The following is an 18,617-nucleotide window of genomic DNA, read 5'->3' as shown; positions in this document are numbered from 1 at the left end:
GTGATCACCGACCCTCCGTAGGAGTGGCCGAGGACGAGCGGGGGCTCGGGCAACGCGTCGATGACGGCCTGGACGGCAGCGGTGTCAGCAGCCAATGAGCCGCGGTGGAGCTCAGGCACAACAACCTTGGTTCCGTCGGTCCGCAACCGTTCCGCCAACACCGCAAAGTGCTCGGGACGGTGATACAGGCCGTGAATAAGCACCACAGCAGCCAACTCGTCCGTCTCCTCAGATCGACACCAGACCGGTGAGCCTAGCCCCGAACGACGGCCACCCCATTACCTTGATCCACTTTCGATACACGGCCTAGTGCTCTGACCGGGAAGGTTCACCGGGGTCAGTACGCTGAGCCCGGCTGCGGTGGACGAGGAGGTCGGGCATGACGCTGAGACTGTCGGTGGACGAGGCCGTGGGACTGCTTGAGGGCGAACTGGGGTCAGGGCAGCGAGCGCTTGACGATCTGGTCACGGAAGACCTCTGGCTTGCCTTCCTCCGATTCGGCCGACGGTTGTTCGACTTCTCGGACACACCCGACGCTGACGGTCTTCTGTTCCAGTACGGCGTATGACCCGGCCGGTGGTCCGGTCCAGGTGGGTGAGGCGGGCCAGGCCGTAGCGGGTCAGCACCCGGTGCACGGTGGAGGGCACCAGGTGCAGCAGGTGCGCGATGCGGGCCGGTCCCCAGCGGCGCAGGACGCGGACCTTGATAATCCGGCGTTCGGTGCGGGTGGGGGTGCGGCGCGGGCTCGGGTGCGGCCGGGAGGAGCGGTCGCGCATTCCGGCCTCGCCGAACTGCCGGTAGCGGTCGGCCCAACGCTGAGCGGTGGTCGGTGAGACCTGGAAGCGTTCGGCGGCCCGGCGCAGGGTCCAGCCGTCGTCGACCACGCAGCGGGCCGAACGCAGGCGGCCGGTCTCAGTCAGGGGTGTATTACGGTGGGGCACGAGGGCCTCTCTGGTCGCTGGTGCAGATGTCGCAATCCACACCAGGCCAGAAGGCCCTCACCCATTTCAAGATCCCTCAGCCGACATCTGCGTCAGCAACCTCCGCGGACAGAACACCTAGTCGTGCCGTCGGCGCCCTGAACGTGGGTGAAGTGCGGGGTGGGCCGGGGCAGATCCACCCCGTGGGCCTGCCCTGCGAGGACCTGGTACTGGCCAGCATCGACGGCGGCCTGTACGCGCTCGCGGCGCTGCCGTCCCGCCGCAGTGGACACAGAGATGGTGTTCGAGCCGCGGGTGCCGTAGACGAGCCGAGCCAGCACCGCCCACCGGGGCGTGCGCAAGATGCGTTGGCCCTGGCTGGCGGGGCCGGTCTCCTCACGGACCGGGACGAGATGAGCGCGGGTCGGCGAGCCACTCGCGGAGGGCTGCGTCGAGTTCCGCAGCCGAGCTGGGTGGCTTCCCGGTCGGTGCGCGCCGAACCCCGAGCACGGCTTGGGCCTGGCCGGCGGTGAGAGGAATGCCGGGCCGGTGCCCCGACGGCTGCGGCCGCACAGGCCCTGCGCGTGCCGCGTTCCGACGCGAGATGTGGCAGCGCCCGCCGCGGAAGCCAGGGGCCCCCGCCGGTCGAAGCTCGCCCGGATACGCCGCCGGGCGTGTGCGGAGAGCGGTCTCCCGCCTCAGCCCGTGGGCTGAGGCGGGGTGGTATCAGCTCCCGTTTCCTGCCTCGCAGTCCACCCGGCGACCGTCCGGCCCGGCCCAGTCGCAGACGTCGGACTCCAACCCGCCGTCCAGGACGTTGGCGCGACCGACCCCGCCGTTCAGATGGTCCCTGCCCCCCTCACCGTAGAGGGTGTCGTTGCCGATCTCACCGAGGAGGTCATCGTCCCCGTGGCCTCCGCTGAGGGTGTCGTCCCCCGCACCGCCGATGATCAGGTCGCGGCTCAGGCCGCCGTGAATGGTGTCGTCGCCGTCCCCGCCGTTCAGGATGCCCGGAATGGCGGTGCTGTTGGTGATCCGATCCGCTCCGCCGCCGCCGACCACGGTGAGCGAGCGGAGGGTGGAGGCGTGACCCGTGATGAAGTCCGTGGTGAACGTGACCGTGTCATCGCCGTCGCGGGTGTCGACCCGGACGGCCGTCAGTCGTCGTCCGGTGTTGGGGCACGACACCTCGAAGGGGCCGTGGCGCTGGCAACCCTCGCCCGGACGAATCGAGTTGGGGATGAAGCTCGTGTTGGAGACGATCACCTCGCCGCCCTGAAGGTGCGCGTACGTGGTGCGGTCGTGTACCCGGATCCGGTCGGCCCCGCCCGGCCCGGTGGTGACCCGGACCACGCCGTCGGGGGACACCTCGACGACAGTGGAGGAGAACTCGGGCTCGCCGATCGAGGCGGGCGGTGGCTGCGTGGGGGACCCGGAGTCGGATGCGGCGGCCCGGGCCGTGCCCGCCCAGAGCGAGGCCTGGGTGAGAACGAGTGCGGCGGCCACGGCGGCCTTGGCGGTTGTGCGGCTGATGGCCAATTTCCGCCCTTTCTGTGGGCAGGACGAATCGGATGGCAGGCCCAGTCAACGGGCCCTTCGGCGGGCGCGTCATGAGTATGCGGTACTCAACCTGGCCGCGGCGGAGGGGATGTCGGCCTCAGGCCGGCCCAGGCCCAGGCCGGGCCTCGACGTGGTCATGTCAGAGCCGGCGAGTAAGACCGTGTCCTACATGGTTAGCTTGAGGAACCGTTTGTAGCAGCAGAGAGCGGCTGCCAGTCCGAGAAAGGCCAGGTAGTTGCCTGGTTTCCGCCCGTAGCGGTGGTTGAGTCGGGTAACCGGTCAGCCAGGACATGGTGCGTTCGATCACCCACCTGCGGCGGCCGAGCCGCTCGCTGGAGTCGATGCCCTTGCGGGCGATGCGGACCCCGATGTGCTTGCCCCAGAGCCATCGCCGCAGGTGAGGGATGTCGTACGCCTTGTCGGCGTGAAGGCGGCGGGGCTTCGATTCCGTCGCGTGGGATTCGTGTCCCATGTGGAAATGGGACAGCATCGGCTTCAGGGCCTGGCTGTCGTGGGTGTTGGCCGCGGGGAGGCCGTCGCGTAGGGGCAGTCCGCTCGCGTCGGACAGGACGTGCATCCTGGAACCGGCCTTACTCCGGTCCACGGGGCTGGGACCTGCACGTTCGCCCCCTTCTCAGCGCGGACATGCGCGGAGTCCAGGACCGCCCGGGACAAGTCGATCAGGTCCCGTTCATCCAGGAGTTGGAGAATCTTCTGATGCAGCCGACCCCACACCCCGGCTCGAGACCAGATGACGAAGCGGCGGTGCACCGTCGACTTCGACGCCCCGAAGCACGGCGGCAAGGCCCGCCAGGCGCACCCGCTCACCAGCACGTAGACGATCGCCGCGAAGACCGCCTCATCATCGATGTTCGCGACCCCGCCCCCGTGCGGCCGCACCCGAGCCGGTGGCAGCAACGGCCTCGCTATCTCCCACAAACCGTCCGGAACGATCCATCCCCACCGTCCACTCCCCATGACCCGTACAACTGCCAACTGACCATGTAGGAAACGGTCTTAGACCGTGTCCTATGTGGCGAGGCGGTCGTTGGGTTCGTCATGGGGCGGGGTACGTGGAGTTGGATTGTTCCGGACGGACTGTGGGAGATCGCGGAGCCGCTGATCCTGCCGTCGAAGGTGCGGCCGCAGGGCGGCGGAACGCAGGACACGCCTGATGAGACGCTGTTCGCCGCGATCATCTACGTGCTGGTCAGCGGCTGCGCCTGGCGGGCACTGCCGCCCTGCTTCGGCTTATCCAAGTCGACGGCCCATCGCCGGTTCCTGATCTGGTCCAGGGCCGGAGTCTGGGGCCGGCTGCACGAGGAGATCCTGCACCGCCTCGACGACGCCGGCCTCCTCGACCTCTCCCGAGCCGTCCTCGACTCCGCCCACGTACGGGCCAAAAGGGGCGAACTCACAGGCCCAAGCCCCGTGGACCGGGGTAACTCCTTGTTGGAAGCGCCTTCGGCGCAGGCAAGGATGATCCGGCACCGAAGAGCCCACGCCTGCGGCGTGGAACGACGCCGCACCCACCCCTCGAGCGCAGCCCGTTCCTCGCCGGACAGGATCAACTCGGCCTTCGGCCGCCCAGTACGTGCCGCAGACACAGCCTATACATCTGAACGGAATTCCCGACTCAGAAGACTAGGAGATGGCGTTGCCCTCAAGTTGGTAGCGAGGGGAGCGGCCGGCCTCGGGGTACACCGTGATCTTGCTCCAGGGCAGGTTCGAGGCGTAGCAGCCACCATTGACCACACACAGGTCGATACGGCGGCTCATCTGCGATGCTGATCCGTTGCCGGATGCGAACTGCATGTCCACCGCCCGGTTATCAGACGGAAAGGCGACGGACGACTTCTCAGAGATGTAGTCAAACCTGTCGTAGATGTTCGTAATCCTGCTCCCATCCTCGCACCAGCTGAGCTTCTGGTGGTAAACGTAGATTGTGGTCCCGAGGAAGCTAAGGGCTCTCACCGGGTGATCAACCGTCCAGCAGTCCGTCGTCGCGGACGCACTGGCCAGCCGAGTCCAACCCGGTGCAACCGCCTTGGTCACCATTGGCTTTTCCGAGACCCATCGCGCGATCAGTTGACCGTTCGGCGCGGTGGTCTCGCCCGGGGCAGCCCATGACTGGCCGGCGAGAGGCATGACTCCGACCACCGCGGCAGCGCAGATGGCCATGATGCGTTTCAGCACCTCGATCTCTTTTCTCTTCCGTCTTTCCCGTCCTGGAAATCTGAGGCAATCCGTGCCCATCCTTGAGGCCCCAGGACCTGCCTCCGGCTCTTGCAAGTTTGCGAGGCGGGGAGCGCCTGGGGCAGAGCATCTGCTACTCACTCAACGCCCATGGAGTCCGCTACCAACCGACCCAGTCGCGGCTACTGAGCTTGCATTCGTGATGTCGGCGGTGTCGCGGAGGCCGTTGGGCGCTGGGCGTTCGGGATCACGAGCGTATCTGCAACCAGTGACGCGCAGCGGCCAGTGTCACTTCGATGTCGTCGCTCCATGAACAGACTTCCAGCCAGGACCAGGTAGCCGCCCTGGGTGAAGCCAAGGACCTCACCTGGGCACTCGTCGGCTTCGGTGACGAGCTGCGCTTCGGCCGCCACGACCGTGCCGGGGCCTGTGGGTGCAGGGTTCACCTTCCTGGTGTCGAGCTCGAAGCAGGCGGTGCCGCACCCGCATGTGCAGCGGGGTCACACACTCAGGTGAGGAACCTGCCTTTGGAGCGCGATATGAATTGGGGTGTCCCCGTTCAGGACTGCCGCAAGCACGTCGGCTACGTCCAGGGCGGTTGCAAGTTCCGGGGGTGCGCGGCTGGTCGGGTAGTGACCGGTTGGGGTGCAAAGCAGGGCAGGCACGGGCTTCGTGATCATTGTGGTGTCCCGATGATCATGAGGTGGCCCGTGCCTGCTGCTGCATCTTCTCCCATCCCGGCCGTGCTGGTGAAGCTGGGTCCGCTGGACGTCGGCCAAGTCGGCGACCTGCGCCCCTACTTCGACTCAGTTCCCGACCCGCGCTCGCGGCGGGGCCGGTGGTACTCGCTGACCGCGGTCCTGCTGGTGTGCGCCTGCGCGGTCGTCTCCGGAGCGAAGAGCATCGACGAGCTCGCCGAATGGGGCGAGCGTGCCGCGGGCACGCTGCTGGCGGCCATCGGTATCCGTCGCCATCTGCTCAAGTGGCGCCGCACTCCCTCGCCAGCCACGATCGGTCGCGTGTTGGGGGCTGTTGACGGTGACGCCCTGGACCGGGCGGTGGGCGCCTACCTCGCCGACCGGCACCGCGCCGCGACCGCACCCGCCCAGGCGCCTTCCGCCCCAGGGCGACCGCGCGTGATCGCGGTCGACGGCAAAGCACTCAAAGGATCGGCCCGCCTCACCGCGACGCGCCGACATCTGCTCTCGGCGGTCACCCACGGCACCGTCGTGACCCTCGCCCAGGTGGAAGTCGCCGCGAAGACGAACGAAACCACGCACGTCCAGCCGCTGCTGGCACCGCTGGACCTGGCCGGCACCGTCGTCACCTTCGACGCACTGCACTCGGTCAAGGCGAACATCTCCTGGCTGGTCGAGGCGAAGAAGGCCCACTACATCGCCGTGATCAAGACCAACCAGCCGACCGCCCACAGCCAGCTCACGGCCCTGCCGTGGCGGGACATCTCCGTCCAGCACACCACCTCCGGGACCGGACACGGACGCCGCGAGTCCCGCTCGATCAAGACCTGTTCGATCGCCGACGAACTCGGTGGGATCGCCTTCCCCCACGCCCGCCTGGCCATCCGCGTCCACCGCCGCCGCAAACAGACCGGCAAGCGCGAGACCCGCGAGAGCGTCTACGCCGTCACCAGCCTCGACACCCACCAGGCAGGCCCGGCCCATCTGGCCGCCGCGATTCGCGGGCACTGGGGAGTGGAGAACTCCTCGCACCACATCAGGGACGTCACCTTCGCCGAGGGCGCCTCGACCGTCCACACCGGGACCGCGCCACGGGCGATGGCGGCCTTCCGGAACCTCGCCATCGGCGTGCTGAAAACGCTCGGAGCCGACAACATCGCCAAGACCACACGGGCGATCCGCGACCAGCCCGAACGAGCACTCCCCATCCTGGGCATCACTAACGATCCGGACACTTACGGAACTTGATCAAGCCCTGGGCTACGTCGGCAGGCAGGCTCTCGTTCATCTCGTCACCGTATCTGACCAGCGACTTTAGATTTCGACCGTGCATTGCCCTATTCGCCGATCGGCCAGTCGGCGTGTTCACGCTTCCAGGACCAGGCCGGTGCCAGCGAGGCAGCCATTGATGACCTCCGGTCGGTACTGCAGCATTTTGAGCTTGTGCTTCACGGCACGGGTGATCTGGCTGAGGTCGGCTGCGGCGAGGTTGCCGACGTCGCGCTTGACCAGCGACCAGATGCCTTCTTGCGGATTGAGGTCTGGCGCGTAGGTGGGCAGCTGGAAGACCGTGAGTCAGTCCGCGTTCGCTTCGATGAACGCCCGCAAGGACTTGGTCAGGTGGAGGCGGACGTTGTCCCAGACCAGGACGATCGGGCCGCCGAGCTGGATGCGGGCGCGGATCAGCAGGTCGCGGAAGTCGCGCCAGCTGAAGCCCTTGGGCTGGTCCTTGCGTCCGGTGTACTCGCGGACGGAGTAGGTTAGCCGGGACCGCTCGCCAGGCTTGTAGCCGGTCATGCCTGCCATCGATACCCAGCCCGAGCCCCGGCCCCGCACGCGGACCATCGGGGTGCAGCCCCGGCGGCCCCAGGACCTGGCTCGCGGCGGCCTCAGCGACTGACCAGCCTCGTCCTCGAAGAGGATCCATCCGTCGCATGCCGCCGCGCTGCTCTTACCCGCGGCCAGAGCCCCTTCCTCCACAGGTCCGCATTAGCGTCGTCACGCAAGCTTGAAGGGGGGCCTGCGTCAGCACTTCGCGCGTGCGGCCGTGACGCTCGTGATGACCACAGCCACAGCCCCTGCTTTCGGGGCGCCGGAGAGTCCGGCCTGCTGAGTCCTCTCAGGAAACCCTGTAATGGTTGTCATGCCTCGCGGTATTACATCAGCCTGTCGGCATGAACTCTTCGACGCCCAGTGCCCAGGGCACCGACTCTTCCCATCCCGACCAGCGAGACAGAACGGCCACCAGTTCTACGGATGTTCCGTCCCGCTTCGGAACGGCTGACCGGTGACTGCCTACTCGGTGACACCTTCCGGCTCACCCATCCTGGAGATGGCGCGCCGCGCGGCCGAGTATCGCGCGGAAGGCCGTCGCATCATCGATCTCACGCTCGGCGAGCCCGACTTCGCCCCGCCTGAGCACGCGGCTCTTGCTGCTCGGGAAGCCGCTGCCCGCGCGTTGGGCTACACGCCTCCCAACGGGATACCGGAATTGCGCCGTGCCGCGCGGCATGCGCTGGAACGAGACCGCGCCCTGAGTTACACGGATGCCGAGGTGGCGGTGGGTTGCGGTGCCAAACAGATCATCTTTAACGCGCTCTTCGCCACCCTCGGCCCGGGTGACGAGGTGATCATCCCGGCGCCTTACTGGGCAAGTTATCCGGACATGGTTCGCCTGTGCGGCGCCGTGCCCGTGTTCGTTCCCTGCTCGGCCGAATCGGGGTTCAGACTCGCTCCCGACGCCCTGGAAGCGGCCATAACCGAACGCACGCGCTGGCTGGTACTCAACGCACCCGGAAATCCCTCGGGCGTCACCTACGGCCATGACACCCTGGCCGGTCTCGCCGAGGTCCTGCGACGGCACCCCTCGGCGATGATCCTTTCGGACGAGATCTACGCCCACATCCGCTATGGCGAGGGGGAGTATTTCAGCATCGCGCAGGTCGCGCCTGACCTGCGCGAGCGGATCCTGCTCGTCGACGGCGTCTCCAAGGCGTACGCGATGACTGGCTGGCGGGTCGGCTGGGGGTTCGGGCCGTCCGAACTTGTCGGTCGTATTTCCGCCGTACAGGCGCAGAACTGCACGCAGACGGCGACCGTGAGCCAGATCGCCGCTGTCGCCGCCCTGGAAGGGTCTCAGGAGGTTCTGGCGGAGCGATGTGAAACATACCGCCAACGGCGCGATGCGGCTCTGGCGATTCTGCGGCAGAGCCGGCACCTGGACACGGTGGTACCCGACGGCGCGTTTTACCTCTTTCCCCGCCTTGATACCAGCGATGACCTCGCAGCAGCGGACACCTTCCTCGAAGCGGGATGCGCGACCGTCCCAGGCAGCGCCTTCGGTGCGCCGGGACACCTGCGGCTCTCCTTCGCCACCGACATCGCCACCCTGGAAGAGGGCTGCCGCATCATCGTCGCCACCCTGGAGGGGATACCGGCGTGATCGCACTGACCGTCAAGGCGCTGATTCCGGTCGTCCTGCTGATCGTGCTGGGCTACGCGCTCAAGCGATCGATGATCACGGCCGAGGGTTTCTGGTCCGAAGCCGAGCGCCTCAGCTATCACGTGCTGCTGCCGGCTCTGTTCCTGCACAGCCTGGCGACGGCCGACACCGACGATCTGCCGGTGCTGGCCCTGGCAGGCACTCTGGTCGCCTCCACGGTGGCAGTCGCCGTGCTGGTCATCGCCTGCAGACCCATGATGCGACTGAAGGACGACGGCTTCACCTCAGTCTTCCAGGGGAGCGTCAGGTTCAACAACTACATCGGCGTGACCATCGCCGCCGGCCTGTACGGCACCCAGGGCGTCGCCACCGCCGCGGTCTGCAACGCGGCGATCGTGCCCACGGTCAATGTCTTGTGCGTGCTGGTCTTCGCGCAGTTCTGCAGCGCACGCCTGCGCTTTACGGGCATCGTCAAACAGCTCGTGACCAACCCGCTCATCCTCGCCTGCGCGGGAGGCATCCTCCTTCAGGCACTCGATCTGCGCCTGCCGCCCGGCATCGAGCCGACGCTCGAGGCACTCGGAGCCGCCTCGATGCCGATGGGGCTGCTGTGCATCGGCGCCGCACTGCGCTTCGGTGCGGCACGGTCGTGGGCGGCGCCGATCCTCACGTCGTCGTCCGTCAAGTTCGCCCTCATGCCCGCCGCGACCTTCCTGGCGGCTCAGATGGTCGGCCTGGGCTCCCAGGCGCTGATCATCGCCGTGCTCTTCCAGGCTCTGCCCACGGCATCGTCCTCGTACATCATGGCGAGGCAACTCGGCGGCGACGCACCGCTGATGGCCGGGATCACTGCGACGCAGACACTTCTGGGCATGGCAACCGTCCCGCTCGTCCTGGCACTGGTCTCGACATAGGGCCTGCAACCGGGATGCACGCTCGCGCCGCTTCATGCGGTGACGGCGGACCGCATCGATGTTGGCGCAGCGCGTTCAGCAATAGGTGCGGCGACCGCTGCGGCCGGCTTCTGGGCCGCGCATGTGGGAGCCCGAGGAGTGCTCGCATACCGCGGGCTGGCCTGCGATCGTGAGTACGGTGCCAGAGGACTTGACGATGCAGCTGGCTGCGCAGGTCACGAAGTGGTCGGCCGGATCGATCCGGATCACGGGCCGAGCGGTCAGCGCCAGCGGGATCTCGGTTCGCCTGGGGATCACAGCGGACGAGTAGTTCGAGCGGGGCAGCCTGATGAGTTCCCTCAATCCATCCAGTGCTCGACGGGAGGGCAGTGTCCGGATCCGATGGAGCGGACTGCGCAACGACAGCGAGCTTGCGGATCACGTCCGAACGCTGGCCGGACTCGTCGACAGGTATCGTGAGGAGCGGGCGCACCCGTCCGCCGACTGTGACCAGGGAACTGCTTCTTGGCTCCTTGGCAGCGAGAACGGTAAGGGAGGCTGTGTCCTGCAGGCTGGCCTGTGGGCGGAGGTTGGCGCACTGGAGCTCGACTTCATGCTCGACCGACGAGCCTCGATCACCACGACGGGACCGGAAGTATCAGCCGAGAACACCAGCAACCCGGCCAACTATGGTAACTGCAGGGCGCCATCGGCTGACAGGATGGTTTCATGATGGCTAATGTTAAGCGCCTGCCTGAACCTCCGTCTCATGAGCCCAACTTCGAGGAAGATTTCACCGCTCCGCAGCTCAGGGAAGATCGCTGGGTCGATCACTATCTTCCGCATTGGACGTCACCCGAGCGGTCTCAGGCACGCTATGACATGAACGATTTCGGGCTGAGGCTCCGTATCGACGCTGACCAGCTGGATTGGCGAGAGGAAGACGCCCTGCTCCGCGTGTCCAACCTGCAAACCGGGGTCTTTTCTGGTCCAGCGGGCTCTCGGCGAGGAACACACCGGCATCGTTCGGATGGACTTGTTGTCCGCACGGAGACAACAGAGCGTTTGCTGTGGGCGCCCACCGCTGGACGTGTGGACGTGACTGTGAGCGCGAGTGTGGATGAGGGGTGCATGCTCGCAGCGTGGCTTGTAGGGACGGAGCATCTGTCTGAAAGGGACAGCGGCGAGATCTGCATCTTCGAGATCGACGCCGACGCTGTCGGCGAGGGGAAGAGCCACGCCCGATGCGGATTGAAAGCACATTCAGACGCGCGGCTGGCAACCGACATGACAAAAGTCGTCCTTCCCTTGGACACGTCGAAGCCCCACACCTGGACAGCGATCTGGGGACCATCAGGCACGCTCATCGGCTGCGAGGGCATGATTGTGAAACGGATGCCTCAGTCTCCCGGCTACCCGCTCTTCTTGATGATCGACCTCTTTGAGATCGGCCCTCGAACGGGGACCGACACCTCCTACCCGAAGACTGCTCACATCCACCGCGTGCGTGGGTGGGATGCCGTCTCAGCCTCTGACAGGAAGTAGCTCCGGCGAGGAGGATGGCCCGGATCCGCGGTCGCCGCTGTTGCGCACGCCGAGGTTCACCGCCCCGGCCAAGAAGAGACGGCTCGGGCCATTGTCAGCTCGGGGACCGCCACGCCGAAGGTCATCCCCAAGCGCCAGGACGGCCGGTCGCTGCCGCCGGAGTGAGCTGGTGGCACGCTTCCCGAAGGCCTACGTCAAGCCCACCAGTTCCTGCCCGGGCTGCCTCGCTTGGGGCGACTTCCGCGGACGGCTCTGCCACACCTGGTACATGTTCGGCCGGGGGCACGACGCGGCAGTGTGCGCTGGCTGCCATCGCGTCCAGCCGTTGAAGTGGGACTACTGCCGTTTGTGCTGGTGCCAGGCCCGCTTCGGCGCGAAGGCAGCCGACGGCCATCCCTCGGATGGAACGGGCGTGCGGGAGCGGCTCGGTGCCGTCCGGCACCAACAGCTGTTCTTCGTCGCGATGCACTACGCAGAAGCCGACGCCACCGGCCCAGCGGAAGGGAGGACGGCGTGGCCCCCCGCGTAAACCGCCTCCCGCGCCGGCCTGGCGTCCGGACCCCGGCTGGCGGCAGCCGCCGCTGCTCGAGCAGATCCCCCGGGACTTCGGTCGGCTCGACTTGGCCGACGCCGACCAGGCCAGCCCGTGGCTGGCCTGGGCGAAGTACCTCGCCCACCGGCTCGCCGAGGCCCGCGGCTGGGGACGCAACATCCGCTTCGCCGTCAACCGGGGCCTGGCCGTCGTCCTCACCGGCCACGTCGAGGCGACGTGATCCGGCACACGGAGATTTTCTCCCCCTTACGGGCCCTGGACCTGCCCGTCGGCCACGTCGTCAGGTCCTAGAGGAGATGGGGCTCTTCGAGGACGACAGCGAACCCTCCTTCGAGCGCTGGCTCGTCGGACGCCTGGAAGGGCTCGCACCGGGTATCCGTTCGGAAGTCGAGCGCTGGACCCGTGTCCTGCGCGACGGCGGCCTCGCAGTCTCCCGCGAAGGGAGGGCACGGTCTGGCTCTCCCTTAACCAGGTCCGTCCGGCCCTGTTGGAGTGGTCGGACCGCTACAACCATCTGCGGGAAGAACCCGATTGCGGGCTTGCGGTGATCGGCTGACGTGTGGGGCGGCGCTGCCTGATGCCGTTATCGCCGATCGGAGCATTGACGAAGAGTCAAAAGGGGTGGGCATATTCGGCGAGCGCGTCGAGGGCTACTTGGGGCCGGATGCTCACGCCGGCCAGGCCAGGGAATCCGCCCCACTTGAGGCAGTCTCGTAGATGGTCGAGGAAGGGGACTACTTCACCGTTCCCGCGATGGAGCTCCGCATCGGCGAAGGTGCCAGGGAGACATACCGCGTCCCACGGCTCAAATGGTGCAGTCTCGGGCCACACCTTGAACGACATGGGAGGGCTGATTTGTAGGTAGTGCGGGGTACTGATTAGGCCGCGCTCCTCCTCCTTGGAAGCCTGCAAGGTTTCCGCCTCGGCGATAGCGAAGTCGATCGGAATGATTACAAGAGGGTCGAAATTAGGGAGATATGCGAATGGATACTCTTCCGAGACGTCGACGAAGTCGGGCTCGTCGTCGGGCTGGTCCTTCAGGGACGAGAAGAAGGAGTCCTGGTTGCCTGACAGGTCGACGGCGCCCACCGTGAGATAGAACGCGCGCAGCGAGAGGGGCAAGCGGATGCCCAGGAGACGCTCGAGCTTTGCAACGCGGTCAGGTGCGTTTGGAGCAGGTGGAACGAGGACGCTTGCTGGCGCGTTGAATGGGTACGATTCGGCGCGCAGCTTTTCAACGATTGCGGCAAGGCTGAGCCGCACTCGCTCCATCGTCTCGGTGGCAACGGCCTCAGCCTGCGCGGCAAGAGCTGTCAGCGGCTTCGGATCGAGCGTGCGCAACTCCTGCCAGACGCCTTCGTGGTCGCCGGCACAGTAGCGGTGGAGGAGGTCGTCTGTGGCTTTAACCGGCCTCCGGGCCGCGGTTCGCTCGCTCTTCTTTACGCGCGTCGCGGCCTCAGCCACCATCGTGGGATCGAGTTGTCGGAGGAGCGTACGTGCCTGGTCGCCAAGTGTGCGGTTCTTCAAAAGCCGGAAGCACCTCTCGATCCAGCGGGGCTCTGCGACCGCCCGAGATGGTGTGAGTTTCTCGAGCACAGTGCTCGCTGACACCATCTTGGCGTCAGCGGTCCGGAGTCCCTGCTCCGTGAACAGCGGCGTGGACTCGTCAAATGCCCGCGACGGGCTGACGCGAAGGAGCGCTTCGGTCGCGATAGCCTGTCGCTCGTAGCCGTGATAGTCGTTGATCGGGACACCTTCTATGGAGAATGCAGAGGCCGCTGCGTCGAGGGCGTCCGGGGTGCCTATTTCGAGCAGGCTCAAGCCGGCATCGGGAAGAAACTTATATGGCCGGGCGAACAGATCGCGCAATGCAGGAACGGCGGGTGCATAGGATGTGGCAGCAAGTCCATGTGTGAGCAATACCGCCAGGCCTCCGTCATGGCCGTCTGCCTCAGTAAACCACCGGGTCTTGATGAGCGCGTCGAGAAGTCCAGCACCTTCACGGAGCGCAGGATGCCCGCTGAGGAGATCTGCGCATTCGGCTTCGTGGAGGCGGATCTCGCCTGCGCCCACGGCGGCTATGAGGCCGCCTATCGGCATTCCCGCGATTTTGTCTCTCGGGATCTCGCTCGGAGACAGAACCCTGCGGCGCAGCATGTCGAGAAGAATGCTAGAGGGAGCCGATTCAGGCTCTCGCTTTATGATTTTTTGGGCGCGTCCTCGCACAACAAGTTCGAACGGGACACGGTTGTGGCTGAACGTGAAGCCACCGAGATCGATCTGTAGAATCTCGAGGGCATAGGACATCGCCCGTGAAGGAGCGACGCCGGCGAGTACCTCGATGGATGCATGGAGCGCATCGGGGCTGCCGGCCGCGAGCGCAGCCATGAACGCCTTGCCCGTCGGGTACCGCTGGAGCAACGGGCAGACGCCTCCAGTCCATGTGCGGCCATCGTAGGATTCACCGACATTGACGTTGGTGCGCTCCGCAGCCATGCGCAGCTCTGTGGGGGCGAACGCCTTCAGCCCGTGGACGATGCGGGAGAGGACATCATCGATCAGGGCGGTTGGGTCGGTCTCTGTCATCAAGCCTCCACCGGTCTCTGCCAGCCTGTCACCCTCGTCACAGTCTCTACTAAGGGGTCCTAACAGAAGCTGTTGATCATGTGACTTTCGGTTCGGATGGTCGTTGGTCTGGCCGTGGGAAACGTCAGTCGCGGCCGTGGATCGTGTCGGATGAACTGTGGTCGCTCATCGAGCCGTTGTTGCCTGAGCCGGCGGCGAAGCAGGTGGAGGGACGCCCTCGGGTGCCGGACCGGCAGGCACTCTGCGGGATCCTGTTCGTGCTGCATACCGGGATCCAGTGGGAGTACCTGCCGCAGGAGCTGGGCTTCGGCTCCGGGATGACCTGCTGGCGGCGTCCGGCCGCGTGGAACGATGCCGGCGTCTGGGACCAACTGCACTTGGTGCTGCTGAAGAAGCTGCGGATCGCGAAGAAGCTGGACCGGTCGCGGGCGGTGATCGACTCCTCCCACGTCAGGGCCGCTCGACGGGGCCCCAAAGCGGGCCCAGCCCGGTCGACCACGCACGTCCGGGCAGCAAGCACCACCTCATCGTCGACGGCCAGGGCATCTCACTCGCCGTCTCGCTGACCGGCGGAAACCGCAACGACGTCACCCAGTTGATACCGCTGCTGAAGAAGATCCCACCGGTTTCCGGCCTGGTCGGACGGCCAAGGAAGCGGCCCGACAGCCTGCTTGGCGACCGCGGCTACGACCACGACAAATACCGCCGCCTGGTCTGGGCGCTGGGCATCAAACCCGTGATCGCCCGTCGCGGCGTCCCACACGGTTCCGGCCTCGGCGTTCACCGGTGGGTCGTGGAGCGGACGATCGCATGGCTCCACGGCTTCCGCCGCCTACGCATCCGATGGGAACGACGGGACGACATCCACGAAGCCTTCCTCGGCCTCGCCACCTGCCTCATCACTCACCGACACGTCCAACGCCTTTGTTAGGACCTCTAAGAGCTCGGAACAGGATCTTGTTGAACGCCCTGGTCGGGCGTAACCGGTGTGATGATTCGGCCGTTCGTGAGTGTATGAGCACTCGACCGTGGATCGTGGACGACGTGGGGGCACTGATCGAGCCTCTGCTGCCGCCCTGGCCGATGAAGTCGCCAGGGCCTCGGCCGGTAGCGGACCGGTTGTGTCTGCAGGGCATCCTGTACGTGCGGCATTGCTGACCGTGACGTTGAGCGCAGGCGGTAGCGGCAGCAACGCCCGCACCGCGGCCGTGCGGGCGGCCCCTCCCGGGTGGCGGCTGCTGTGGTGCCCATAATCGCTGATGTGGCCATCGCGAGAGCGGCGACGGTCTTGACGAGACGGCCTCTACGGCGCTGCATCAGTTGCTTCTCCTGTAAGCCGAAGCGCCCAAAACGGACACCAACGTCATTGTCGGCTCAACGACCGTCTAAGCATGGCTAGTTGTCGCGAGAGAGTCGCTGTTCTGATCGCATTCCCCGGGACCGGGCATGCGAGCCATCCCCGTGGTCGGCGAAGGTTGAACGACGCTGGGACCGGCTCCCCGCCCAGATGTCGTCGGACCCTGCGGCCGGCCCCCCGGTGGTGGACGCCGATGTTCCCGTGGCCTACGTCGCTGGGAGGGAAGTCAACCGCAGGCGCAGCTTCTTGGAGACGAAGTGCAGGTGGAAGCTGGTGTCCATCAGTCCCGCGTGGTTCCTGCAGACGACGGAGAGATGGCCCGGCCGGTCCGGGTCTGGCACCGACGCGCGGCAGAGGGCGGTGGAGGCGTTGGCCGTGGCGACGAGGCTCGCGTAGCCGATGGCGTGTTCCTGGTTGGCGATGTCGACGGTGTACTGGCCGACGGCATGGCGTTGTAGGGCTACGGCCCCGGTCGTGACCGTGCCCGGGGCGTGGACGGCGCTGTCGGGCAGCACCACGCGGGAGTTGGTCGAGATCCAGGGCGCGGTGAGATACGCCTCGCTGACCCCGGACGCTCCCGCCAGGTTGACGCCACGGGTGTATCCCACATGGACCCGGGTGCCGCCCGGAGCCATGTTCCCGGTAACCGCGTCCCGGCAGGTCACCGAGATCTGCCGGACCGGACCCGCGTCCCCAGGGATCAGTGCCCGCCCCGTCGTTCCGCACACCACGTCCGGGATCCGGCCGGTACCGGCCTCGGCGATGGGGGCGAGGGCAGTGACGGCGAACGACTCCGGCTCCGTTCCCGGCAGATAGGGCAGATCGAAGGTGTACAGGCCCGGCGACGGGTGGGTATAGGTGACGCGCGTGGCACCGCCGGTGTCCTGCGGTTCGGCGACCCGCCAGTCGGAGGACACGGCACCGGGCGCGGTCGCGGTGGTCACCAGCGCTCCGTGTGCCGCGCCGCGGGCGTTGTACGCGATGGTGAAGCGGCGGTCGGCCGGACGTCCTGCGCTGTCGAAGCAGGCCACGTCGATATGCAGACCCGGGTGACGGCTCCAGGTGGTGCCGTCGAAGGGCATGCAGTTGCCGTCGGTCATGGCCCGCACGTGGAGGCCAGCGGTCGGATCGGTGCCGAGGTCGGGACCGGAGAAGAAGACGGAGTACCGCCCCGTGGCGTCGTGGCGTACATGCGCCATGTCGACGGTGACGCTGCTGTGGACAGCCGTCGGTGACAGGTCGCTGTACACGCCCGCCGGCTCGTTGCCCGCCACGACGGCGAAGACCGACACGCGCGGAGGGGGCGCCGATCCCGCCGCGGCGGCCGGAGCGGGAAGGGACACGAGCGCGCTCGCCGCGACGCTCGCCGCGACGGCGAGGTGAGCCGGCGAGCGCCGGAACCTGCTGTAGAGGTGCATCGGTGAATAAATCCCTGTCTGTAGGGTCGAGGGGGGTGGGGTAGCCAGTCCGTTACGGCTTGCCCGGTGCCGCGCCCCCGGCGAATCACGAAGAGTCCGCGTCATGGAAGCGGCAGGCACGGCCCGTCGGCGGTGCGCCGGATCCCGAAGCCGCCTGCGCAACCCTCGCCACCCGCGGAAGGCGGCGGGTCACGGCGATGGCCCCGGCCCACCGGGACAAGAACACTCTCGGACCTGCGCCCACCTGGCAACGCGCCGTGTGCCCGGGCCCTGAGTGTCCCTGTCCCGCCTGCGGAAGGGGCAGAGTAGCGACTACTCAACTTCCGTGTGCGGACCGGAACGCCGGCCGGACGAGGCTGTGGCGCGCCGTGCACCAAGGCTGGCAGAGGCATACCGGATGGCGACCTCGGACGAGGATCGCGCAGCCATCACGATGGAGCGCACTCAGAATCTGTGCTGGGGCACCGGTGAGCTGGAGCGGGCCCTGGCTGTCAACGTCGAGGCCAGGTCGCGCATCACCGATCCGGGCTGGCCGTCGGGACGCTCTGCGTGTGAACGAAGGCGCCATGCGCGGCCTGATGGCCCAGGGGCTCATCCGGTGGGAGCCGGACCCGCACGACCGCCGCGCCGTCCAGCTCCTCCCGACCAGGGGGCCATGCAAGGCATGGCCATGATCGAGCAGGCTTGGGCCGAGATCTTCGCGGACTCGCCAGCGACGCTCTCCCGGGACGGACGCACTGCACTGTCCGCCGCCGGCCCGGCGCTGCACGCGCTGGCCTCCGCCCTCAGAGGCACGCGATGACCTGCAGGAATACGTCGCCGTGAAACTCGAGGACCCCGCTGGATTTTTGATCACCGACGACACGGGGTTCCTCAAGAAGGGCACTATCTCGGCCCGAGTGCAGCGCCAGTGCTCCGGTACCGCCGGCGGCACCGAGAACTGGCCAGATAGGCGTCTTCGCCACCAAAGCCTCATCCAAGGTCCGAGCACTGGTGGACGGGGAGCTGTACCTGCCCAAGCCTTGCCATGCCCGACCGGGATCGCTGTCGGGCGGCGAGGATCCCCGACGAGCGGAAGTTCGCCACCAAGGGCGAAGGAATGGCGGCTGCGCCGCCTGCTGGAGGAGGCCGACGTCGGCTACGTTCTGGTCGTGCCGAGGTCCCAGCACGTCTACACCATGAGCCGCGCATCGACTTCGCCCGCCCCAGGCACCCGACGACGACTGGAACGGCTCTCCTGCGGTAACGGCGCGAAAGGCGCGCACGTCTACGACTGGGCCGCGGCCCAGCTGCCCGTCATCGACGAATTCGACGGCGATCGGACTGCCTCAGCCCGTTGGGATAAGTAGGAGTTGCTCATGCGCCCCGACGCGGTCGGCCGGTTGACTGTGCCGCGGCAGTCGGCCACCGGCTGCCAGCGCGGCGTAGGCCGGCTCCCACGACGCGCAC

The 18,617-nt window shown here is 67.0% G+C and carries 12 protein-coding genes and 5 pseudogenes; 9 read left to right on the top strand and 8 right to left on the bottom strand.

The window, feature by feature from the left end; translation table 11 throughout:
• The 4 genes and pseudogenes from AB0F82_RS32955 to AB0F82_RS32940 form a co-directional block, all read right to left on the bottom strand.
• Positions 1-215: alpha/beta fold hydrolase (locus tag AB0F82_RS32955; protein WP_362634184.1), on the bottom strand; the 215-nt coding region annotated here is incomplete at its 3' end.
• Between the two features lie 342 nt (positions 216-557).
• A pseudogene (locus AB0F82_RS32950) lies at positions 558-941 on the bottom strand (helix-turn-helix domain-containing protein); the annotation flags it as partial.
• 705 nt (positions 942-1,646) lie between these two features.
• A complete protein-coding gene (locus tag AB0F82_RS32945) occupies positions 1,647-2,459 on the bottom strand; it encodes a calcium-binding protein (RefSeq protein WP_362634181.1) in 813 nt (270 codons plus the stop codon).
• A gap of 186 nt (positions 2,460-2,645) precedes the next feature.
• Positions 2,646-3,458 (bottom strand): annotated as a pseudogene (locus tag AB0F82_RS32940) (IS5 family transposase).
• An 81-nt stretch (positions 3,459-3,539) separates the two neighbouring features.
• On the opposite strand from AB0F82_RS32940, the pseudogene AB0F82_RS32935 reads away from it, so the two are divergent.
• Positions 3,540-3,923, top strand: a pseudogene (locus AB0F82_RS32935) (transposase); the annotation flags it as partial.
• 201 nt (positions 3,924-4,124) lie between these two features.
• On the opposite strand, the gene AB0F82_RS32930 reads toward AB0F82_RS32935, so the two are convergent.
• A complete protein-coding gene (locus AB0F82_RS32930; RefSeq protein WP_362634208.1) occupies positions 4,125-4,676 on the bottom strand; it encodes a hypothetical protein in 552 nt (183 codons plus the stop codon).
• A gap of 743 nt (positions 4,677-5,419) precedes the next feature.
• Here AB0F82_RS32930 and AB0F82_RS32925 point away from each other — a divergent pair.
• Positions 5,420-6,622, top strand: a complete 1,203-nt coding sequence (locus tag AB0F82_RS32925; RefSeq protein ID WP_362634178.1) for an ISAs1 family transposase — start codon at positions 5,420-5,422, stop codon at positions 6,620-6,622.
• A 117-nt stretch (positions 6,623-6,739) separates the two neighbouring features.
• On the opposite strand, the pseudogene AB0F82_RS38815 reads toward AB0F82_RS32925, so the two are convergent.
• Positions 6,740-7,354, bottom strand: a pseudogene (locus AB0F82_RS38815) (IS630 family transposase); the annotation flags it as partial.
• 307 nt (positions 7,355-7,661) lie between these two features.
• Between AB0F82_RS38815 and AB0F82_RS32915 the strand changes: the two are divergent.
• The 4 genes from AB0F82_RS32915 to AB0F82_RS32900 all read left to right on the top strand — a co-directional run bounded on the left by AB0F82_RS32915 (position 7,662) and on the right by AB0F82_RS32900 (position 12,027).
• Entirely contained in the window at positions 7,662-8,816 is a 1,155-nt protein-coding gene (locus tag AB0F82_RS32915; protein WP_362634172.1) for a pyridoxal phosphate-dependent aminotransferase, read from the top strand.
• Positions 8,813-9,730, top strand: coding sequence for an AEC family transporter (locus AB0F82_RS32910; protein ID WP_362634169.1), 918 nt, complete (start codon positions 8,813-8,815; stop codon positions 9,728-9,730). Before AB0F82_RS32915 ends, AB0F82_RS32910 begins: the two co-directional genes overlap by 4 nt.
• Positions 9,731-10,801: 1,071 nt before the next feature.
• Positions 10,802-11,254, top strand: a complete 453-nt coding sequence (locus AB0F82_RS32905; protein ID WP_362634166.1) for a hypothetical protein — start codon at positions 10,802-10,804, stop codon at positions 11,252-11,254.
• Between the two features lie 620 nt (positions 11,255-11,874).
• Entirely contained in the window at positions 11,875-12,027 is a 153-nt protein-coding gene (locus tag AB0F82_RS32900) for a hypothetical protein (RefSeq protein ID WP_362634163.1), read from the top strand.
• A 392-nt stretch (positions 12,028-12,419) separates the two neighbouring features.
• Here AB0F82_RS32900 and AB0F82_RS32895 read toward each other — a convergent pair whose 3' ends face one another.
• Positions 12,420-14,393, bottom strand: coding sequence for an SMI1/KNR4 family protein (locus AB0F82_RS32895; RefSeq protein ID WP_362634160.1), 1,974 nt, complete (start codon positions 14,391-14,393; stop codon positions 12,420-12,422).
• A gap of 140 nt (positions 14,394-14,533) precedes the next feature.
• On the opposite strand from AB0F82_RS32895, the gene AB0F82_RS32890 reads away from it, so the two are divergent.
• Positions 14,534-15,324, top strand: a protein-coding gene (locus AB0F82_RS32890) for an IS5 family transposase (protein WP_436842229.1) whose coding sequence is annotated in 2 segments (ribosomal slippage) — positions 14,534-14,852 and positions 14,852-15,324 — 792 coding nt in all. Because the reading frame shifts where the segments join, the coding sequence is not laid out codon by codon here.
• Positions 15,325-15,956: 632 nt separating this feature from the next.
• On the opposite strand, the gene AB0F82_RS32885 is transcribed toward AB0F82_RS32890, so the two are convergent.
• Entirely contained in the window at positions 15,957-17,168 is a 1,212-nt protein-coding gene (locus AB0F82_RS32885; protein WP_362634155.1) for a hypothetical protein, read from the bottom strand.
• 670 nt (positions 17,169-17,838) lie between these two features.
• Between AB0F82_RS32885 and AB0F82_RS32880 the strand changes: the two genes are divergently transcribed.
• Both AB0F82_RS32880 and AB0F82_RS38810 read left to right on the top strand, forming a co-directional pair.
• On the top strand, positions 17,839-17,970 hold the full coding sequence (locus tag AB0F82_RS32880; protein ID WP_362634152.1) for a hypothetical protein: 132 nt from the start codon (positions 17,839-17,841) through the stop codon (positions 17,968-17,970).
• Positions 17,951-18,508, top strand: a pseudogene (locus tag AB0F82_RS38810) (transposase); the annotation flags it as partial. The gene AB0F82_RS32880 and the pseudogene AB0F82_RS38810, both read left to right, overlap by 20 nt.
• Between the last annotated feature and the right edge of the window lie 109 nt (positions 18,509-18,617).

Source organism: Streptomyces virginiae (assembly GCF_040638905.1).
Taxonomy (GTDB): Bacteria; Actinomycetota; Actinomycetes; order Streptomycetales; family Streptomycetaceae; genus Streptomyces; species Streptomyces virginiae_B.
Note: the sequence above shows the minus strand (reverse complement) of the source record. Positions and strands in the feature narration are given on the sequence as shown.

Excerpts from the sequence above, each read along its gene's own strand:
- AB0F82_RS32895 (WP_362634160.1), bottom strand. The coding sequence starts at position 14,393 with ATGACAGAGACCGACCCAACCGCCCTGATCGATGATGTCCTCTCCCGC.
- AB0F82_RS32885 (WP_362634155.1), bottom strand. The coding sequence starts at position 17,168 with ATGCACCTCTACAGCAGGTTCCGGCGCTCGCCGGCTCACCTCGCCGTC.
- AB0F82_RS32880 (WP_362634152.1), top strand. The coding sequence starts at position 17,839 with ATGATCGAGCAGGCTTGGGCCGAGATCTTCGCGGACTCGCCAGCGACG.